Source organism: Kitasatospora sp. NPDC054795, from assembly GCF_053611565.1.
On the sequence record NZ_JBSHAP010000005.1, the window covers coordinates 121549 to 137529 of the forward strand.

18 protein-coding genes are annotated in these 15981 nt (G+C 73.7%); 5 read left to right on the forward strand and 13 right to left on the reverse strand.

Annotation, left to right across the window (positions count from 1 at the left end):
* Positions 1-31: 31 nt before the first annotated feature.
* The gene (locus tag ACWGJO_RS03385; protein ID WP_452181917.1) at positions 32-268 is read left to right on the forward strand and encodes a hypothetical protein; all 237 of its coding nucleotides are present in this window, start codon (positions 32-34) and stop codon (positions 266-268) included.
* A gap of 6 nt (positions 269-274) precedes the next feature.
* Here the strand turns inward: ACWGJO_RS03385 and ACWGJO_RS03390 are convergent, their stop codons facing one another.
* The 3 genes from ACWGJO_RS03390 to ACWGJO_RS03400 form a co-directional block, all read right to left on the reverse strand.
* The gene (locus tag ACWGJO_RS03390; protein WP_452181918.1) at positions 275-1279 is read right to left on the reverse strand and encodes a glycosyltransferase family 2 protein; all 1005 of its coding nucleotides are present in this window, start codon (positions 1277-1279) and stop codon (positions 275-277) included.
* Between the two features lie 217 nt (positions 1280-1496).
* Complete coding sequence (locus tag ACWGJO_RS03395) at positions 1497-2150, reverse strand: aggregation-promoting factor C-terminal-like domain-containing protein (RefSeq protein ID WP_452181919.1); 654 nt, start codon at positions 2148-2150, stop codon at positions 1497-1499.
* Between the two features lie 541 nt (positions 2151-2691).
* The gene (locus ACWGJO_RS03400) at positions 2692-3531 is read right to left on the reverse strand and encodes an EI24 domain-containing protein (RefSeq protein ID WP_452181921.1); all 840 of its coding nucleotides are present in this window, start codon (positions 3529-3531) and stop codon (positions 2692-2694) included.
* Positions 3532-3671: 140 nt separating this feature from the next.
* On the opposite strand from ACWGJO_RS03400, the gene ACWGJO_RS03405 reads away from it, so the two are divergent.
* Complete coding sequence (locus ACWGJO_RS03405; protein WP_452181922.1) at positions 3672-4460, forward strand: S1 family peptidase; 789 nt, start codon at positions 3672-3674, stop codon at positions 4458-4460.
* 170 nt (positions 4461-4630) lie between these two features.
* On the opposite strand, the gene ACWGJO_RS03410 is transcribed toward ACWGJO_RS03405, so the two are convergent.
* The 3 genes from ACWGJO_RS03410 to ACWGJO_RS03420 all read right to left on the reverse strand — a co-directional run bounded on the left by ACWGJO_RS03410 (position 4631) and on the right by ACWGJO_RS03420 (position 7948).
* Positions 4631-5821 (reverse strand): helix-turn-helix domain-containing protein, encoded by a 1191-nt coding sequence (locus tag ACWGJO_RS03410; protein WP_452181923.1) that lies wholly within the window; start codon positions 5819-5821, stop codon positions 4631-4633.
* A 182-nt stretch (positions 5822-6003) separates the two neighbouring features.
* Positions 6004-7446 (reverse strand): amino acid permease, encoded by a 1443-nt coding sequence (locus ACWGJO_RS03415; protein ID WP_452181924.1) that lies wholly within the window; start codon positions 7444-7446, stop codon positions 6004-6006.
* A 265-nt stretch (positions 7447-7711) separates the two neighbouring features.
* On the reverse strand, positions 7712-7948 hold the full coding sequence (locus ACWGJO_RS03420; protein ID WP_452181925.1) for a hypothetical protein: 237 nt from the start codon (positions 7946-7948) through the stop codon (positions 7712-7714).
* 146 nt (positions 7949-8094) lie between these two features.
* Between ACWGJO_RS03420 and ku the strand changes: the two genes are divergently transcribed.
* Together ku and ACWGJO_RS03430 are read left to right on the forward strand one after the other, a co-directional pair.
* Positions 8095-9087 carry a non-homologous end joining protein Ku gene (gene ku / locus ACWGJO_RS03425; RefSeq protein WP_452181926.1) on the forward strand — a complete coding sequence of 331 codons (993 nt, stop codon included), beginning with the start codon at positions 8095-8097 and terminating at the stop codon, positions 9085-9087.
* 56 nt (positions 9088-9143) lie between these two features.
* Complete coding sequence (locus ACWGJO_RS03430) at positions 9144-9443, forward strand: hypothetical protein (RefSeq protein WP_452181927.1); 300 nt, start codon at positions 9144-9146, stop codon at positions 9441-9443.
* A gap of 36 nt (positions 9444-9479) precedes the next feature.
* Here the strand turns inward: ACWGJO_RS03430 and ACWGJO_RS03435 are convergent, their stop codons facing one another.
* Both ACWGJO_RS03435 and ACWGJO_RS03440 read right to left on the reverse strand, forming a co-directional pair.
* Complete coding sequence (locus tag ACWGJO_RS03435) at positions 9480-10868, reverse strand: NADP-dependent succinic semialdehyde dehydrogenase (RefSeq protein ID WP_380553738.1); 1389 nt, start codon at positions 10866-10868, stop codon at positions 9480-9482.
* Between the two features lie 120 nt (positions 10869-10988).
* The gene (locus ACWGJO_RS03440) at positions 10989-11270 is read right to left on the reverse strand and encodes a DUF6158 family protein (RefSeq protein ID WP_359909119.1); all 282 of its coding nucleotides are present in this window, start codon (positions 11268-11270) and stop codon (positions 10989-10991) included.
* Between the two features lie 143 nt (positions 11271-11413).
* Here ACWGJO_RS03440 and ACWGJO_RS03445 point away from each other — a divergent pair, with 143 nt between their 5' ends.
* Positions 11414-12397 carry an adenosine deaminase gene (locus tag ACWGJO_RS03445; RefSeq protein WP_452181928.1) on the forward strand — a complete coding sequence of 328 codons (984 nt, stop codon included), beginning with the start codon at positions 11414-11416 and terminating at the stop codon, positions 12395-12397.
* Between the two features lie 25 nt (positions 12398-12422).
* Here ACWGJO_RS03445 and ACWGJO_RS03450 read toward each other — a convergent pair whose 3' ends face one another.
* The 5 genes from ACWGJO_RS03450 to ACWGJO_RS03470 all read right to left on the reverse strand — a co-directional run bounded on the left by ACWGJO_RS03450 (position 12423) and on the right by ACWGJO_RS03470 (position 15823).
* Positions 12423-13007 (reverse strand): dihydrofolate reductase family protein, encoded by a 585-nt coding sequence (locus ACWGJO_RS03450; protein ID WP_452178017.1) that lies wholly within the window; start codon positions 13005-13007, stop codon positions 12423-12425.
* A 62-nt stretch (positions 13008-13069) separates the two neighbouring features.
* Positions 13070-13690, reverse strand: coding sequence for a vitamin K epoxide reductase family protein (locus ACWGJO_RS03455; RefSeq protein ID WP_452181929.1), 621 nt, complete (start codon positions 13688-13690; stop codon positions 13070-13072).
* Positions 13687-14469 carry a DsbA family protein gene (locus ACWGJO_RS03460; RefSeq protein WP_452181931.1) on the reverse strand — a complete coding sequence of 261 codons (783 nt, stop codon included), beginning with the start codon at positions 14467-14469 and terminating at the stop codon, positions 13687-13689. The genes ACWGJO_RS03455 and ACWGJO_RS03460 overlap by 4 nt, the downstream gene beginning before the upstream one ends.
* Positions 14470-14570: 101 nt before the next feature.
* Positions 14571-15230 carry a hypothetical protein gene (locus ACWGJO_RS03465; RefSeq protein ID WP_452181932.1) on the reverse strand — a complete coding sequence of 220 codons (660 nt, stop codon included), beginning with the start codon at positions 15228-15230 and terminating at the stop codon, positions 14571-14573.
* Positions 15231-15328: 98 nt separating this feature from the next.
* Positions 15329-15823, reverse strand: coding sequence for an SRPBCC family protein (locus ACWGJO_RS03470; RefSeq protein WP_452181933.1), 495 nt, complete (start codon positions 15821-15823; stop codon positions 15329-15331).
* Positions 15824-15981 lie beyond the last annotated feature (158 nt).

The following is a 15981-nucleotide window of genomic DNA, read 5'->3' on the forward strand; positions in this document are numbered from 1 at the left end:
TACCGGGCACGACGGGGGTACCGCCGACAGGGTGTCCTGCGGCACGCTCGGCGGCGTCGGCCGGGTCCATGTGAACCGCTGGGGCGACGGTTCCGCGCACCTGCACCTGTGGCTGCTCGCCCGGCCCGAGGGGATGGCGCAGCTGCGCGGCTCGACCCTGCCGCTGTGGATGGACGTGCTGCCGTCGATGCCCGCCGGGGTCCGGGCCGAGCGGGCCCGCCGGATCGCCGCCGCGATGGCCGCCGAGGGCGGCGTGGCGCAGGTCTGAGCGGGGTCATTTCCGCCCGGTGAGCGTGCCTCGCGCGATGTGGGAGAGCTTGGCAACCTCGAAGGCCGGGTAGGCGCCGCCCGCCAGCAGCGAGAACTTGATCCCCTCGCGGCCGCCCGGCCGGCGGTGGCCGGGCGGCTGGAAGCGGCGGTGGTGCTCGGCGGCGCGGTGGAAGAACTGCGGCCGCTCGGCACGGGTGACGCAGCCGGCCAGGTCGAAGACGAACAGGTAGTGCCGGATCATCCGGACGAACAGCGCGTCGCGCACCGCGTACAGGTGCGGCTGCTCCTCCAGCAGGGCGAAGCTGCGCTCGTACTGCTCGAACAGGTCGAAGACGCTGCTGCCCGGGCCGCCCGCCGGGTGGACGGTCTCCCGGCGGCGCAGCTGCACGCACTCGCGTGCCAGCGCGGCGGCCTTCCGGGCGCCGAGCAGCGCGGCGTGCGCGACCGGGACCTCCTCGTAGCGGCCGGGCGGGAAGGCCAGGCCCAGTTCGGCCCAGTGGCCGCGGCGGATCAGCCGGTCCCAGATCAGCGGCGGCGCGCCGAACAGGGCGGGCCGGTCGAAGGGGGCGAACGGTTCGGGGCCGGCCTCGGCGAGCAGGGCCTCGGCCCCGCCCGGCCAGTCCCGGTCCTGGTGCCGGCGGGAGTGGCCGAACAGCAGCACGTCCACCGGGCCGGTCTGCTTGAGACGGTCGGCGAGCGTCCGGAGCGCGTCCCGGGGCAGCAGGTGGTCGGCGTCCAGGAACAGCAGGTACTCGCCGCTCGCCCGTGCCGCGCCCGCGTTCCGGGCGGCCCCGACCCCGACCGCCGCGGTCAGGTGCAGCACCGACACCCGCGGGTGCCGGGCCGCGTACGCGTCGGCGAGCCCGCCGGCCGCCCCGGGGGACCGGTCGGCGACGACGATCACCTCGACGTCGGCCAGGGACTGTGCGAGCAGCGAGTCCAGGCAGTCGGCGAGCTGTTCGTGCTGGTCGTAGGCGGGGAGCACGACGCTGATCAGGGGTGAGGGCATGACGCCGGAGCGTAAGAGGGCCTGCGGACCGTGGCAAAGGCCTGACGGTCCGTAATTACGATCAATCAGTGGCAAATCGTACGAGTGCGCGCCATATCTTCACGCCGCCTTCCGGACGTGTCCACGCCCGTACCGGCTCCCGGCCTGCGGGAACGTGCGCCGGGGCCCGCGACGCGGGGTGCGTCACGGGCCCGGGGAGCCGAACCGGTGGTCCGGCCTAGTACCAGTGGTGGGCCTGCCAGAACGACCAGGCGGCGCAGGGGCTGCCGTAGCGGGTGTTCATGTAGTTCAGGCCCCACTTGATCTGGGTGGCCGGGTTGGTGCGCCAGTCGGCGCCCGCGGAGGCCATCTTGGAGCCGGGCAGGGCCTGGACCAGGCCGTAGGCGCCGGAGGAGGCGTTGACCGCGAGCGGGTTCCAGCTGCTCTCGCGGAACACGATGTTGCTGAAGCACTGGAGCTGGCCGGCGGGGACGATCTGCGCGGCGATCTGCTGCGGGGTGCCGGAGTAGGCGGCCGGGGCGCCGGTGAGGTCCTGGCGCTCCTGGGAGCGGGAGGCGGCGGCCTCGGCGTCGGCCTTGGCCTTGGCGTCCGCCTGGGCCTGCGCCTCGGCCTGGGCCTGCGCCTCGGCGTCCGCCGCGGCCTTGGCCTGGGCCTCCTGGGCGGCCTGTTCGGCCGCAGCGGCAGTGGCGGCGGCGTCGGCCGGGCCCTGGTCGGCGACCGGCTCGCTGTCCACCGAGACGGCGGCCACGGGGGCGGCCCCGGCCGCGTTTCCGGCCTGCGGGATGGCGAGGGCGGCGGTGGCGGCGCTCGCGACCACGAGGGTGGCGACACCGGTGATCAGGGAGTTGCGGCGGGCATGGCTGAGCTGCATGGGCGGGCGATCCTTCTCCGTCGGGGGCCGTGCCGGTGGCACCGGGGGCGGGGCGTCGTACGGGCTCCGGGCGGGTGGGGCTCGTGCGGCCGCCCTGGGCGGCCGTGGCGCCCCGGCGGTAGCGGCGGGGGCGGGCGGGCCGTTCGGCGGCGGAGGCGGTCGGCTGCGCTGCCTGGCGACGGGCCATTCTTGGCAGGGCCGAGGACGGGTGGCAAAGGCGTTCGCTACTACGCGGCATCGTGGTTGCGGGGTGGCCGCGGCGGGCTTCGGTGATGGCTTTGGTGGTATTTGTCCGAATTGCACACCTGAGGTGGGGGCCGGGTCGCCGACGACGGATCGCAGGGGCGACAGCCGTGGTGGCCTGTGTTCTTCAGGCGGGGCGGGGTTGTGGGCGGCCCGGTCCGGGTGCCTCGGCGGCGCCGGGCGGGGCGTTCGAGGGGGCCCGTCCACTATCGGGGATCGTTGATGGCGATCCCCCTGTGGGCGGGCTCACACGCGGGCAGGGGCGAGGTCGGCGCAGCGTGACCGGCCGGTGACGGTCTCAGGGGGTCGCGTACGGGTTGCCCGGAACGGGCCGCGCGGTGGCGGTGGGGAAGTCGGGGGCCGGGTCCGGCTGCTGCTCCTCCTCCTTCTCCTTCTCCGGTGCGGTCGGGACGAGGTCGCGGGCCAGCAGGGTGGCCCCGGCGACGGCCCCCGGCATGGCGAACACGGTGACCAGCGGCACCAGGAAGGCCAGCACCAGTGGCGTGCCGAAGCCCAGTGCCAGCCCGAGCCGGGCGCGCAGCAGCCGGATCCGCTCCGGCTGCGGCACCCGGCGCCGCTGCAGGGCGACGGCCGTCAGCTCGACGGTCAGGAAGAAGCCGGACACCAGGAAGCCGAGCGCCGGGACCACCGTCTGCCCGACCAGCGGGAGGAATCCGCAGGCGAACAGCGCCACGCCGAACGCGGCCACCCGCGCCAGCACGTACACGCTGTCGCGCACCGCGATCAACAGCTCCCGCCAGAGCGCGGTGTCCGGCGGGGTGGGCGCGCCGCCCTCGGTCTCGTCGACCGCGGCGCAGAGCGCCTCGTAGAAGGGCTGTCCGACCAGCAGGGTGACGGCGGTGAAGGTGAGCAGGGAGAACAGCAGGCCGCCGCTGAAGACGACCGCTGCGAGCACGTCGCGCAGCAGGCCCCGCCAGGGGGTGCCCCAGTGGTCGGCGAACGGGGTGGCCCAGTCCGCGAGGTCCCGGGACCAGGCGCCGAGGAAGGCGAGCGCGACGACGTAGCCGGCCAGTGCGAGCAGGGCCGGCAGCATGCCGAAGCCCCACCAGCGACCGTGCCGGCCCACCCACTTCTGGCCCTCGACCAGGTACTTCATCCCCGCCACAAGATCTCGCATGGGCGATCACCTTAGGGCTTCCGCACCCGGAACCGCGCATTGCCGTGTTCCTGCCAGTTCCGACCGGCAAGGACCGCCCCCTCCTGCCGCGCCGCCCGCCGGGCCACTCTCGGTCTTCCCCCACCTGCAAGGAGGATCTGATGAAGCGTCAATTCGGCAGAGTCGTCGGCCTGCTGGCCGGCCTGGTGCTCGGCGCCGGCATGCTCGTGCTGCCCGCCGCCGCCTCGCCCGCGCCGTCGCCGAGCGTGGTCGGCGGCACGCGGGCGACGCAGGGCGAGTTCCCGTTCATGGTGCGGCTCTCGATGGGCTGCGGCGGCGCGCTGTACACCTCGCAGATCGTGCTCACCGCCGCCCACTGCGTCGACGGCACCGGCGCCGACAGCAGCATCACCGTCACCGCGGGAGCGGTCGACCTGAACAGCGGCAGCGCGGTCAAGGTCCGCTCCTCGTACGTGTACCAGTCGCCCTCCTTCACCGGCGCCGAGAACGGCGACGACTGGGCGCTGATCAAGCTGGCCTCGCCGGTGAACAGCAGCCTGGTCAGCACCCTGCCGATCGCCACCTCCACCGCCTACGACACGGGCACCTTCACCATCATGGGGTGGGGTGCCGCGCGCGAGGGCGGCGGCCAGCAGCGGTACCTGCTCAAGGCCACCGTGCCGTTCGTCGACGACGCCACCTGCGCCCGCGCCTATCCGGGCCTGAACACCGCCGGCTCGCTCTGCGCGGGGTACGTCGCCCAGGGCGGCGTCGACACCTGCCAGGGTGACTCCGGCGGCCCGATGGTCCGCAAGGACGCGGCGGGCCGCTGGGTCCAGGTCGGCATCGTCAGCTGGGGCAACGGCTGCGCCCGCGCGGGCTACCCGGGTGTCTACAGCCAGGTGAGCACGTACGCGGCCGACATCGCCGCGGCGGCGGCCGGCCTCTGAGCCGACCCGCCGGGCCCGGGCCGACCGGTGCGGCAGGGCCGGCCACCACTCCCGCAGGTGGTGGCCGGTCCTGCTGTTCCGTGTCGGACCGGGCGCCGCCGTGCCCGGGCAGGCGCAGCCGTGTCCCGGCCGGGGCCGGCGCGTCCGGGCCGGGGGCTCGGCCCGGGCGTTCACCGGCGCAGCCATTCCCCGGCCCGCCGCTGCTCGCGGGCGATGCGGCCGGTGGTGGTCGGGGGCAGCCGGGCGAGCAGGGCGAGGGCGGCGTCGGCGTGACCGGCGAGGGCGTGGGCGCCGGCGAGGCGGGCGGTGACCAGGGCGTGGTCGCGCGGGTGCGCGGCCCGGTCGAGGAGCCGCAGGGCCGCCTCCAGCCGGGCCGCCGCGGTGCGGGCGTGGGCGGTGCGGCCGGTGCGGAGGGCGAGGTCCCGGTGGCAGGTGCCGTGGGCGACGGCCAGGACCAGCTCGGCGCGCACCGTCCAGGGCGTCGGCACGCCGGTGAGCAGTGCGGCGCCGGTCAGCCGCCGGGCGTCGGCCAGTGTCCGGTCGGCCTGCGCCGCCCGGCCGGCCAGTGCGTGGGCGTGGGCCTGGACGAGGGCGGCCCAGGCCCACAGCCCCGGCAGGGGAGGGGCGGTGGTCCGGGCGGCCTCGGCCAGGGCGAGTGCGGTGGCCGGGTCGCCGAGCCACCAGTACAGGGCGCTCTGGCGGACGAGCAGGGAGGCCGCGGTGGCCCGGTCGCCGGTCGCGCGGGCCCACTCCAGCCCGGTGGCGTACCAGCCGAGCGCGCGGGCGGGGCGGTCGCCCTCGAAGTGGGCCCAGCCGGCGAGCTCGGCGTACTGGGCGGCGAGCGAGCGGTCGGCGGCGGGGGCCTCGCGGGGGCCGGGGTGCCGCCCGCCGAGCAGGGTGTGGGCGTGGTGCTCCAGGACGGCGGCGAGCTCCTCGCCGCCGATCCGGCCCGCGGCGGCGCGGTAGGCGGCGAGCAGGTGGGCGAGCACCTCGACGGTGGCGGCGTCCGGTGGTGCGGCGCGGGCGGGGGGCGGTGTCCGGGCGGCGGCGCGTTCGCCGAGGCGTTCGCGCTCCTGCCGGACGGTCTGCCAGAGTTCGGCGAGCTCGCCGTCGGCGAGCAGGAGTTCGTCGGCCCGGGCGGGCATCCCCGGCGGTGGCCAGCGGCGGGCGTTCTCCACCCGGCTGATCAGCGAGTCGTGGTAGCCGAGCAGCCGGCCGAACTCGGCCTGGCTGAGGCCGCGGGCCTCGCGCCAGTGGCGCAGCCGGCGGCCGAAGCGCAGGCGGGCGGACTCGGGTTCCGTACGGGGCGGCGGCGGGGGTGGCGGGGCCGGGGGCGGTGGGGGCGGCGCGGGAGTGGGCAAGGGCGGCACGGGGTCTCCCGGAGGGGGCGGGGGAGCGCTCGTGGGGGAGCGTCATGCCCTGGTATCCCCGTTGACGTGCCTTGGTCAAACGAGAGGGGTGGGCGCCGGGCCGGGAACGGCGCCGGGCCCGGGAGCCTCCGCAACGGCTCCCGGGCCCGGCGTTCCCGCGCGGGGCGGACGGGTCAGGAGCCCGCCGCCGCCGCCGCGGCCCGCCGCCGTCGGCCCACCACGGCCGAGGCCGCCAGCACGATGGCTGCGGCGACCAGCGACAGGTACATCTGCTTGCGCCCGTCGGCGTCGGTGAACATGTACGCCATGACGAACCCGATCATGCCCATGGCCGTCCAGGTCAGGTACGGGTACAGCCACATCCGGACGGTGTGCCGCTCGGGCATCTCGCGCTCGATGATCTTCCGCATCCGCAGCTGGGTGGCGCAGATCACCAGCCAGACGAAGAGCGCCACGGCGCCGGAGGAGTTGAGCAGGAAGGCGAACACGGTGTCCGGCGAGGTGTAGTTGAAGAAGACCGCGACGAAGCCGAAGACCACCGAGGAGAGGATGGCCACCCGCGGCACGCCGCGCGAGGTCACGGTGGCGAAGGCCTTGGGCGCGTCCCCGCGCTGGCCGAGCGAGAAGGCCATCCGGGAGGCCGTGTACATCCCGGAGTTGAGGCAGGACAGCACCGCCGTCAGCACGATCACGTCCATCACCTGGCCGGCGCCCGGGATGCCGATGTGGTCCAGCACCGCCACGTACGGGCTGGCCTTGACGTCGGCGGAGTCCCACGGGAGCAGGGTGACCACGAGCAGGATCGAGCCCAGGTAGAAGATCCCGATGCGCCAGATGACGCTGTTGGTGGCCTTGCTGACCGCCTTCTCCGGGTCCTCCGACTCGCCGGCGGCCAGGGTGACGATCTCGCTGCCCATGAAGGCGAAGACCACGGTGAGCATGCCGGTGAACACCGCGCCCACCCCGTGCGGCAGGAAGCCGCCGTGACCGGTGAGGTTGCTGGCGCCGACCGCGTGGGTGCCCGGCAGCAGACCGAAGGCGGCGAGGGTGCCGATCACCAGGAACGCGGCGATCGCGACCACCTTGATCCCGGCGAACCAGAACTCGAACTCGCCGTAGGAGGCGACCGAGAAGAGGTTGGTGGCGGTCAGCACCGCCATCACTATCAGCGCCCAGCCCCACTGCGGCACGCCGGGCACCCAGTTGTTGAGGATCTTCGCGCCGGCGGTCGCCTCGACCGCGAGCACCACGACCCAGAAGAACCAGTACAGCCAGCCGATGGAGAAGCCGGCCCAGCGGCCGAGCGCGCGGTCCGCGTACGCCGAGAAGGAGCCGCTCTGCGGGTCGGCCGCGGCCATCTCGCCGAGCATCCGCATCACGAGCACGACCAGCGCGCCGGCCAGCGCGTACGAGAGCAGGATGCCCGGGCCGGTGGTCGCGATGCCCGCGCCGGAACCGACGAAGAGGCCGGCGCCGATCACGCCGCCGATGGCGATCATCGACAGGTGGCGGTTCTTGAGTCCGGCCTTCAGGTGGTTGTCGCCGCCCTCTCCGGTCGGACCCGGCTGGTGGGGGAGCCTGGTGGCCGTCGTGGGCTTGGTGGTGTCCGCACTCATCAAGGTGCCCTGTGCCTTTCCAGCGCGGTGTGACCCTCGACTCGTCGCGCCGGAGGGTGGGGGACTTGCCCGCGCATTGCGTCGCAACCTAACTTCTACGCCCGAGTATCGGAACAATGCTTTGATAACTGTTCGCTTACCGGACGTAAAAAGCCTGGTCAGGGTAGGTGGAAAGGTGGCATGGAAACCTCAGATCTGACGCATCGTCAGTATTCGGAAAGGTTGCCAAGCTCTGTTGGGGCTCAAATCGCCCGCACCTGCGCGGTCAGATCGGCCGCGCGTCGAGGACGGTGATCGCGGCCCCGTCCGCCGGTCGTCCGGTCAGCCGGGCGGCCAGGATCCGGGGGATGTCCTCCTCCTGCGAGTATCCGGGCAGGACGGTCACCTCCGCGCGCCGGGTGCCGGGCTCGCCCCGCACCGCGTACGTCACCAGGTAGCCGTACCGCTCCGGCGGCGGCGCCTGGTCCCGGTCCTGCCGGTCCTGCCGGCTCCGGACGGTCATCCGCATCGACCTCCTCGGCCCATTGTCGGCGCGGTGTGGACGATCCGCGCGAATCCGGGCAGAGTGGGACTCTCGGGACATGCCGTAGGAGCATCCCGAGCGTGCTCGGCGCCGGCCGGTTCCCGGCGCCGGTCAGGAGCGACCCCATGCAGACCACCTGGAAGGGGACGATCAGCTTCGGGCTGGTCAGCATCCCCGTCCACCTGTACTCCGCGACCCAGGAGCACGACGTCCCGCTGCACCAGGTGCACGCCAAGGACGGTGGCCGGGTGCGGATGAAGCGGTACTGCGAGCAGGAGGAGAAGGAGGTCCCGTACGCGGAGATCGCCAAGGGCTACGAGTCCCCCGACGGGCGGACCGTCACGCTCTCCGACGAGGACCTCGCCGACCTGCCGCTGCCCAGCAAGAAGATCATCGACGTGCTGGCCTTCGTGGACGAGGGCGAGATCGATCCGCTGATGTTCTCCAAGGCCTACTACGTGGGCGTCGCCGACAAGGCCGCCGCCAAGCCGTACGCGCTGCTGCGCGACGCGCTCACCGAGTCCGGGCAGATCGCCGTCACCAAGATCGCGCTGCGCACCCGGGAGTCGCCCGCGGTGCTGCGGGTGCACGACAACACCCTGGTGCTCCAGACCTGCATCTGGCCCGACGAGGTCCGTCCGGTGGCCGGCATCGCGCCCGAGGGGGACGTCACCGTCCGGCCGCAGGAGCTCAAGATGGCGCGGTCGCTGATGGACACCCTCTCCGAGGACTTCGACCTGGCCCAGCTCCACGACGACTACCAGCAGGCGCTGCAGCAGGTGATCACCGCCCGGCTGGACGGCGTGGAGGTCCCGCACGAGGAGGAGCCGGGCGAGGCGCCGGACAACGTGATCGACCTGATGGAGGCGCTGCGCAGCAGCCTCAAGCAGGCCAAGGGCGGGCGGGGTGCCGGAGCCGAGGAGGTCGACACCGAGGAGGAGCCCGCGCCGCGCAAGCGCGCCCCGGCGAGGAAGACCGCCCCGAAGGCGGGCCCGAAGTCCTCCGAGAAGTCCTCCGAGAAAGCCGCCGCGAAGACCTCCGGGACGGGCGCCACGAGGAGCCCGGCGGCGAAGAGGACCGCCACCCGGAAGTCCTCGGCCCCCCGCAAGGCCTCCTGACCCTCCCGGGTCAGGCGTTCCTCCCATCCAGCCGTCCAGCCTTGGAGGCGATCCCGATGGACCTGCTGACGTACCAGGAAGTCGAAGCCCAGGCCGACGCCGCCGAGGGCCCCGAAGCCCGCAGAGCCCGGGGTTTCGGGCACCGCGCCTGGCACTGGCTGCTCAGCCTCAGCCCCACCGTGGTGACGTTCATGATCGCGCTCTCGATCGGCCTCTGCATGGTGGCCGTCCAGGTGAACCTGCTGCCGGTGCTGGTGCCGATGGCGATCTTCTGGGGCCTGACGCTCATCGCGATGGGCGGCGTGATCGCCCGCTGGATGACCCCCGGGCCGGGCCGGCACCGCATGGCGTCCTGACCCGGCCGGGACGGGCACGGGGCCGGGAGGTCCGGCTCAGCCGATCCACACCGTGGTGACGTTGCAGAACTCCCGGATCCCGTGCCCGGACAGCTCCCGCCCGAACCCGGAGCGCTTGACGCCGCCGAACGGCAGCGCCGGGTGGGAGGCCGTCATGCCGTTGAAGAACACCCCGCCGGCCTGGATGTCCCGGACGAAGCGCTCCCGCTCGGCCTCGTCGGTGGTCCAGACGTTGGAGCTGAGCCCGAACGGCGAGTCGTTGGCGGCCGCCACCGCCTCGTCCAGGTCGGCCACCCGGTGGACGGTGGCGACCGGGCCGAAGGTCTCCTCCTGGTGGATCCGCATCGCCGGGGTGATGCCGGTCAGCACGGTGGGCTCGAAGAACCAGCCGGTGTCCCAGCCCTCCGGGCGTCCGCCGCCGCACTCCACCCGGGCGCCGCGGGTGCGGGCGTCCTCGACCAGCTCCTCCAGGTCGTCCCGGCCCTGGCGGCTGGCCAGCGGGCCGACGTCGGTGTCCTCGTCCATCGGGTCGCCGACCTTCAGCGCCCGCATCGCCTCGGTGAAGGCGGCGGTGAAGCGCTCGTACACGTCGGTGTGCACGATGAAGCGCTTGGCGGCGATGCAGGACTGGCCGTTGTTCTGCACCCGGGCCCGGACGGCGGTGCGCACCGCGGCGTCCAGGTCGGCGCTCGGCAGCACGACGAACGGGTCGCTGCCGCCCAGCTCCAGGACGGCCTTCTTGACCTCGTCCGCCGCGGTGGCCGCGACCGCCCGCCCGGCCGGCTCGCTGCCGGTGAGGGTGACGGCGGTGACCCTGCGGTCCCGGATCACGCCCTCGACCGCGCCCGAGCCGATCAGCAGCGTCTGGAAGCAGCCCTCCGGGAAGCCGGCCCGCCGGAACAGCTCCTCGATCGCCAGCGCGGTGCGCGGCACGTTGGACGCGTGCTTGAGCAGGCCGACGTTGCCCGCCATCAGGGCCGGCGCGGCGAACCGGACGACCTGCCAGAGCGGGAAGTTCCACGGCATCACGGCCAGCACCGGGCCGAGGGGGCGGTAGCGGACGTAGGCGCGGGTGGCGCCGGAGTCGGCGACGTCGGCCGGGGCCGGGTGCTCGTCGGCGAGCAGCGCCTCGGCGTTGTCCGCGTACCAGCGCATCGCCTTGGCGCACTTGGCGGCCTCGGCACGGGAGGCGGCGAGCGGCTTGCCCATCTCCTCGGTCATGGTGCGGGCGACCGCCTCCTGCTCCCGGTCCAGCAGGTCGGCGGCGCGGTGCATCAGTTCGGCGCGGGCGGCGAAGGTGGTGCCGCGGTAGCCGTGGAAGGCGGCCTCGGCGCGGGCCAGCCGCCGCTCGATGCCGGCCGCGTCGAGCGGTTCGAAGGTCTGGAGGGTCTCGCCGGTCGCGGGGTTGACGCTGGCGATGGGCATGCGGGGCTCCCAGGTGGGTCGGGGTCCGGTGCGTCTGCCCTCACACCCTCCCTGACCGCCCGGCTCCGGGCACGCCTCGGCGCGCCCGGCGTGTCCCGGCGGGCGGGCGATCCGCTCCCCTCACTCCGGCAGCGACTCCACCCGGGCAGCCGCCTCCCGGGCCCTGGCCCCGGCCCTGGTCCGGGCCGCGGTGACCTGCCGGCCGGGGAAGCGGTGCAGGAACTCGGCCTCCAGCTCCCCGGTGCGCAGCGTGTGCCGCTTCAGCGCCTCCTCCGAGCCGTACAGGAAGGTCTCGTGGCGCGTGCGGTGGAGCTGTTCCAGCTCGTGCAGGAGCGTGTCGTTGCCCAGGGCGTGCGGGGAGATGCCCGCGGGCCGGATGTGCGGGTCGTCGGCGTGCCGCATCTCGGTGCCTCCTCGGCGGAAGTCCCCTCCTCCAGGGTGCCCGGGGACCGTCGCGGCTGCACCCGGCCGGTGGGCATGGATCGTAGGATGAATCCTTCCGCGTTCCTCAGAAACCATCCCGCCGACGCTCGGACAGATCGCACATGCCGCTTCCCAAGGCCGAACTCCACCTGCACATCGAAGGCACCCTGGAGCCCGAACTCGCCTTCGAACTCGCCGCCCGCAACGGCGTAGAGCTGCCGTACGCCGACACCGAGGCGCTGCGCGAGGCGTACTCCTTCAGTGACCTCCAGTCCTTCCTGGACCTCTACTACGCGCTGATGGCCGTGCTGCGCACCGAGGACGACTTCGCCGACCTGGCCGACGCCTACCTGGCCCGGGCCGCCGAGCAGGGCGTCCGCCACGCGGAGATCTTCTTCGACCCGCAGGCGCACACCGCGCGCGGGGTCCCGCTGGGCGCGGTGGTGGACGGACTGACCCGGGCGCTGGAGCGCGGCGAGGAGCGGTACGGCATCAGCGCCCAGCTGATCATGTGCTTCCTGCGGGACGAGTCGGCCGAGTCCGCGCTGGAGACCTTCGAGGCCGCCCGCCCGTACTTCGACCGGATCACCGGCATCGGCCTGGACTCCGCCGAGGTCGGCCACCCGCCGGTGAAGTTCCGCGAGGTGTACCGCCGGGCCGCCGAGGCCGGGCTGCGGAGGGTCGCCCACGCGGGCGAGGAGGGCCCGCCCGCGTACATCACCGAGGCGCTGGACGTCCTCGGCGTCGAGCGGATCGACCACGGGCTGCGCTGCCTGGAGGACGGCGAGCTGGTCGCCCGCCTGGTGCGCGAGCAGATCCCGCTGACCCTCTGCCCGCTCTCCAACGTCCGGCTGCGCTGCATCGACACCCTCGCCGACCACCCGCTGGACGAGATGCTGGAGGCCGGGCTGCTGGTCACCGTCAACTCCGACGACCCGGCGTACTTCGGCGGCTACGTGGAGGACAACTTCCGCGCCGTGCGCGAGGCCCTCGCCCTCGACCAGGAGGCCCTGCGCCGGCTGGCGGCCAACTCCTTCCGCGCCTCCTTCATCAGCGAGCGTCGCCGGGCCGAGCTGCTCGCCGAGGTCGAGGCGTACGTCTTCTGACCCGCCCGTCCGTCGCGCCGGCCCGTCACCCGTCCAGGGGAGACGGGCCGACGCGCTCGTAGCGCAGCAGCGTCACGCCGTTGGTGAAGCGGTGGGTCTCGGCCAGGGCGAGCGGGGTGGGGTGGTCGGTCGGGCGGAAGAAGAGCGTGCCGCGGCCGAGCACGACGGGGTGGACGTAGAGCCGGAACTCGTCGATCAGGTCGAGGGCGAGGAAGGACTCGGCCAGGTTCGCGCCGCTGAGGCAGAGGTCGCCGCCGGGGCCGGCGGTGAGGGCGGCGACCGACTCCGGAGTGACCTCGTGGACGACGGTGGTGTTCCAGTCGGCGTGGTCGAGGGTGCGGGAGAAGACGGTCTTCGGCATCGCGCGCCAGATGCCCGCGAACTCGGCCGTCGGACCGTCGGCGGCCGGGTCCTGGTCGGCGGTGGGCCAGACGGAGGCCATCAGCTCGTGCGTCACCCGGCCGGAGACGAAACCACCCATTCGGGCGAGTTCACGATTGAAGTGGGTGTGCACCTCGTCGTCGACGAGATTCCAGCCGAGGTCGTGGTCCGGGCCCTCGAAGTAGCCGTCCACGGACAGGGAGACGAAGAGGACGATCCTGCGGCGCATCGGCGGCCTCACCGGGAGACGGTCCGCCGCCCCTGCCGCGGGGGAAGGGGCGGCGGACGGGATCAGATCAGGGTGCTCCAGTAGTACCAGAACCGGTTGAGGATCAGCAGCGCGATCACCGCGTACCAGAGGGCCGGGACGACCCAGTGGTAGTGGGCCGCCTCCCGGACGGCCGTCCGCAGCCGCGGGCCCACCGGGATCACGCCCGAGCGCAGGTTGTGCAGCGTGGTGTACCAGAACAGCGGGATCACCGCGGCCCACACCACCATGCAGTACGGGCAGAGCGCGCCGATCCGGTACAGCGCCTGGTACATCAGCCAGGTCACGAAGCCGACCCCGAACACCGTCCCGGCCTGCAGGCCGAGCCAGAACCAGCGCCGGAACGCCGCCCCCGCGAGCAGCCCGGCACCGACCGCGACGACCACCCCGAAGGCGACCAGCCCGATCAGCGAGTTGGGGAAGCCGAAGGCCTCCGCCTGCGCGCTGCGCATGATCGAACCGCAGCTGATGATCGGGTTGATGTTGCAGTTGGGGACGTAGGACGGGTCCTCCAGCAGCCGGATCTTGTCCAGGGTGAGGACCGCCGAGGCGAACAGGCCGACGGCGCCGCCGATCAGCAGCAGCCAGGCGAACGGGCGGCTCGCGCCGTACGTGGGCCGCACGGCGGGCGCGCCGGCCGTCATCCGGTCACCTGCTTGACCATCGCGGTGAACTGCTCGGGGGAGACGGCCTTGCCGTTGGAGAGGACGTCCAGCTTCCTGCCGTCCAGCTTGACGGTCGGGGTGCCGGTGACGTCGCTCTTGTTGAACTCCTCGTTGACCTTGGCCGCCCACGGCGCGTAGGTGCCGTCCTGGACGGCCTTCACGAAACCGTCGGTCTTCAGGCCGGGCACCTGGCCGGCCAGGTCCAGGACGTGGTTGACGTCGCCGAAGGCGTCGCTGCGCTCGTCCGGCTGGTTGGCGTACAGCACGTCGTGGAAGGCCTTGAACTTGTCCACGCCCTCGTTCAGCGCGGCACCGGCCGCGGCCAGCGCGGTGCGCGACCCCTTGCCGCCGAGGTTGTTGTCCAGGAACGTCGCCAAGTGGTACTGGACCTTGTACGTGCCGTCGTCCGCGAGCTGCTGGATCGCCGTGCCGGTGGTGGTCTCCAGCTGCTCGCAGAACGGGCAGCGGAAATCCTCGTAGACATCCAGGGTGTGCGGGGCGTCGGCCTTGCCGTAGGTGACCACGGTGCCGCTCGCGTTGGCCGGCACGACCAGCGGGCCGCTCGCGGCGCTCGAACCGGAGCCGGAGGAGCCGCCGACGGCGAAGGCCACGCCCGCCGCGAGGGCGAGGACGGCGACCGAGGCGCCGCCGACCACCACCCGGCGGCGCATGCGGTCGGAGCGCTCGGCCTGGGCGCGGGCGACGCGCATGCGGTCGGTGGCGGAGGCCTTCTTGGCGGTCTTGCGGGTGTTGCTCATGGGGTGTCGTCCTGTGCTCTCGGGCGTACGGGGCGGCGCGGCCGGTCGAGGCCTGCGCGGGGGAGAGAACAGCCGACTGAGCGGGCGGGGAGGCCCGCGGCTCAGACGGCCAGGGCGAACACCGGCGGACCGCGCCGGACGGCCGGGCGGACGACGACGTCCTCGGCGGGGACCAGCGTGCGGCTGGCCCGGGGGAACGGCACCCGCGCCGGCGGACGGGCCGGCAGCGGGGCGGCCAGCAGCCGCAGCCAGCGGGCGGCGGCCGGCAGATGGCGGTGCAGGAACTCGCCCACCATCCGGACGGCGCCGGCCAGGCAGCACAGCGCGGCGTCCGCCCGGCGCAGCCAGTAGGCGCCGGCCAGCGCGATCACCGTGTGCAGCAGCAGGAGCAGCAGCACACCGGCCTGCGCGGAGACGCCGTGACCGAGCAGGAAACCGCCGAGCGAACCGCCACCGCACAGCAGCGGCTGGAGGCCGTGCCCGGCGCCGGGCGGCAGCGAGGGACACGTGCTCTGCGCGAGGTCGAACAGCGCGCCGGCGCCCAGCTCAAGGGGCAGGAACACCGCCGCGATCGCCGGGAAGCCGCGCTCGCGGCCGGCCAGCGAGAAGGCCACCGCGAAGACGGCGGCCGAGGCCAGCAGCATCGGGCCGACCGGCAGCGTGCGGCCGGTGACCAGCACCTGGCCGAGCCCGGCGAGCAGCACGACCAGCGCGGCGAAGACCGCCGCGCGGAGCGTCCTGGTGACCGGCCCGATGTCCATGGCACCCGAGTCTGCCACAGGTTGAAACCGAAACGGTCTGCCGGACGGTGCGCTGTGAAGAGTCTCACCGCCCGCGCTGAGCTGGGCTTATCCGATGCTTACGGGTGGCGGCCGGGAGCCTGCGCCCGGGTGTCCGAGGCTTCCGGGTCGGCCCCGACGGCGTTCACCCGCGCCTCGACCAGCTCCCGGAAATGGTCCAGATCCTCGCGCACCGCCCGCTCGATCGCCCCGGCCTGGGCGAAACCGCGCGGCCCGCCGAACTCGCGCCGCACCGCCTCCGGGTCGTACTCCACCCGGATCTGCAACCGGGTGTGCCGGGCGTCGAGCGGCAGCAGCGCGAAGGCGCCCTGCAGCGGGAGCGGATCCAGGGTCCGCCAGGCCATCACCCGGCCCCGGCCGCGGTCGGTGATCTCGGCATCGACCGCGCGCCGCGCGCCGTCGACCTCCACCCCGAGGTGCGCGAGGTTCCGGCCGTGCGGCTGGGCGCTGCTGACGCCGTCGACGAACCGGGGGTACTCGTGCACCCGGTGCAGTTGCTCCCAGGCGGCGAGGACGGGGGCGGCGATGTCGATCTGTTCCTCAAGGGTGCTCATGGTGCGCGGCACCTCCCTGGGTCCAGCGTGCGCCTCGGGGTGGGGGTGGGCAACGGGGGTGGTTGGTGTTGTTGGGGGCTTTCGGGAGGGTGGGGGGCCGGGGGCGGCTCCGGGGGTGGGTGCTCCGGGGGCTGGATGATTATCAGTGTGGAGAACCT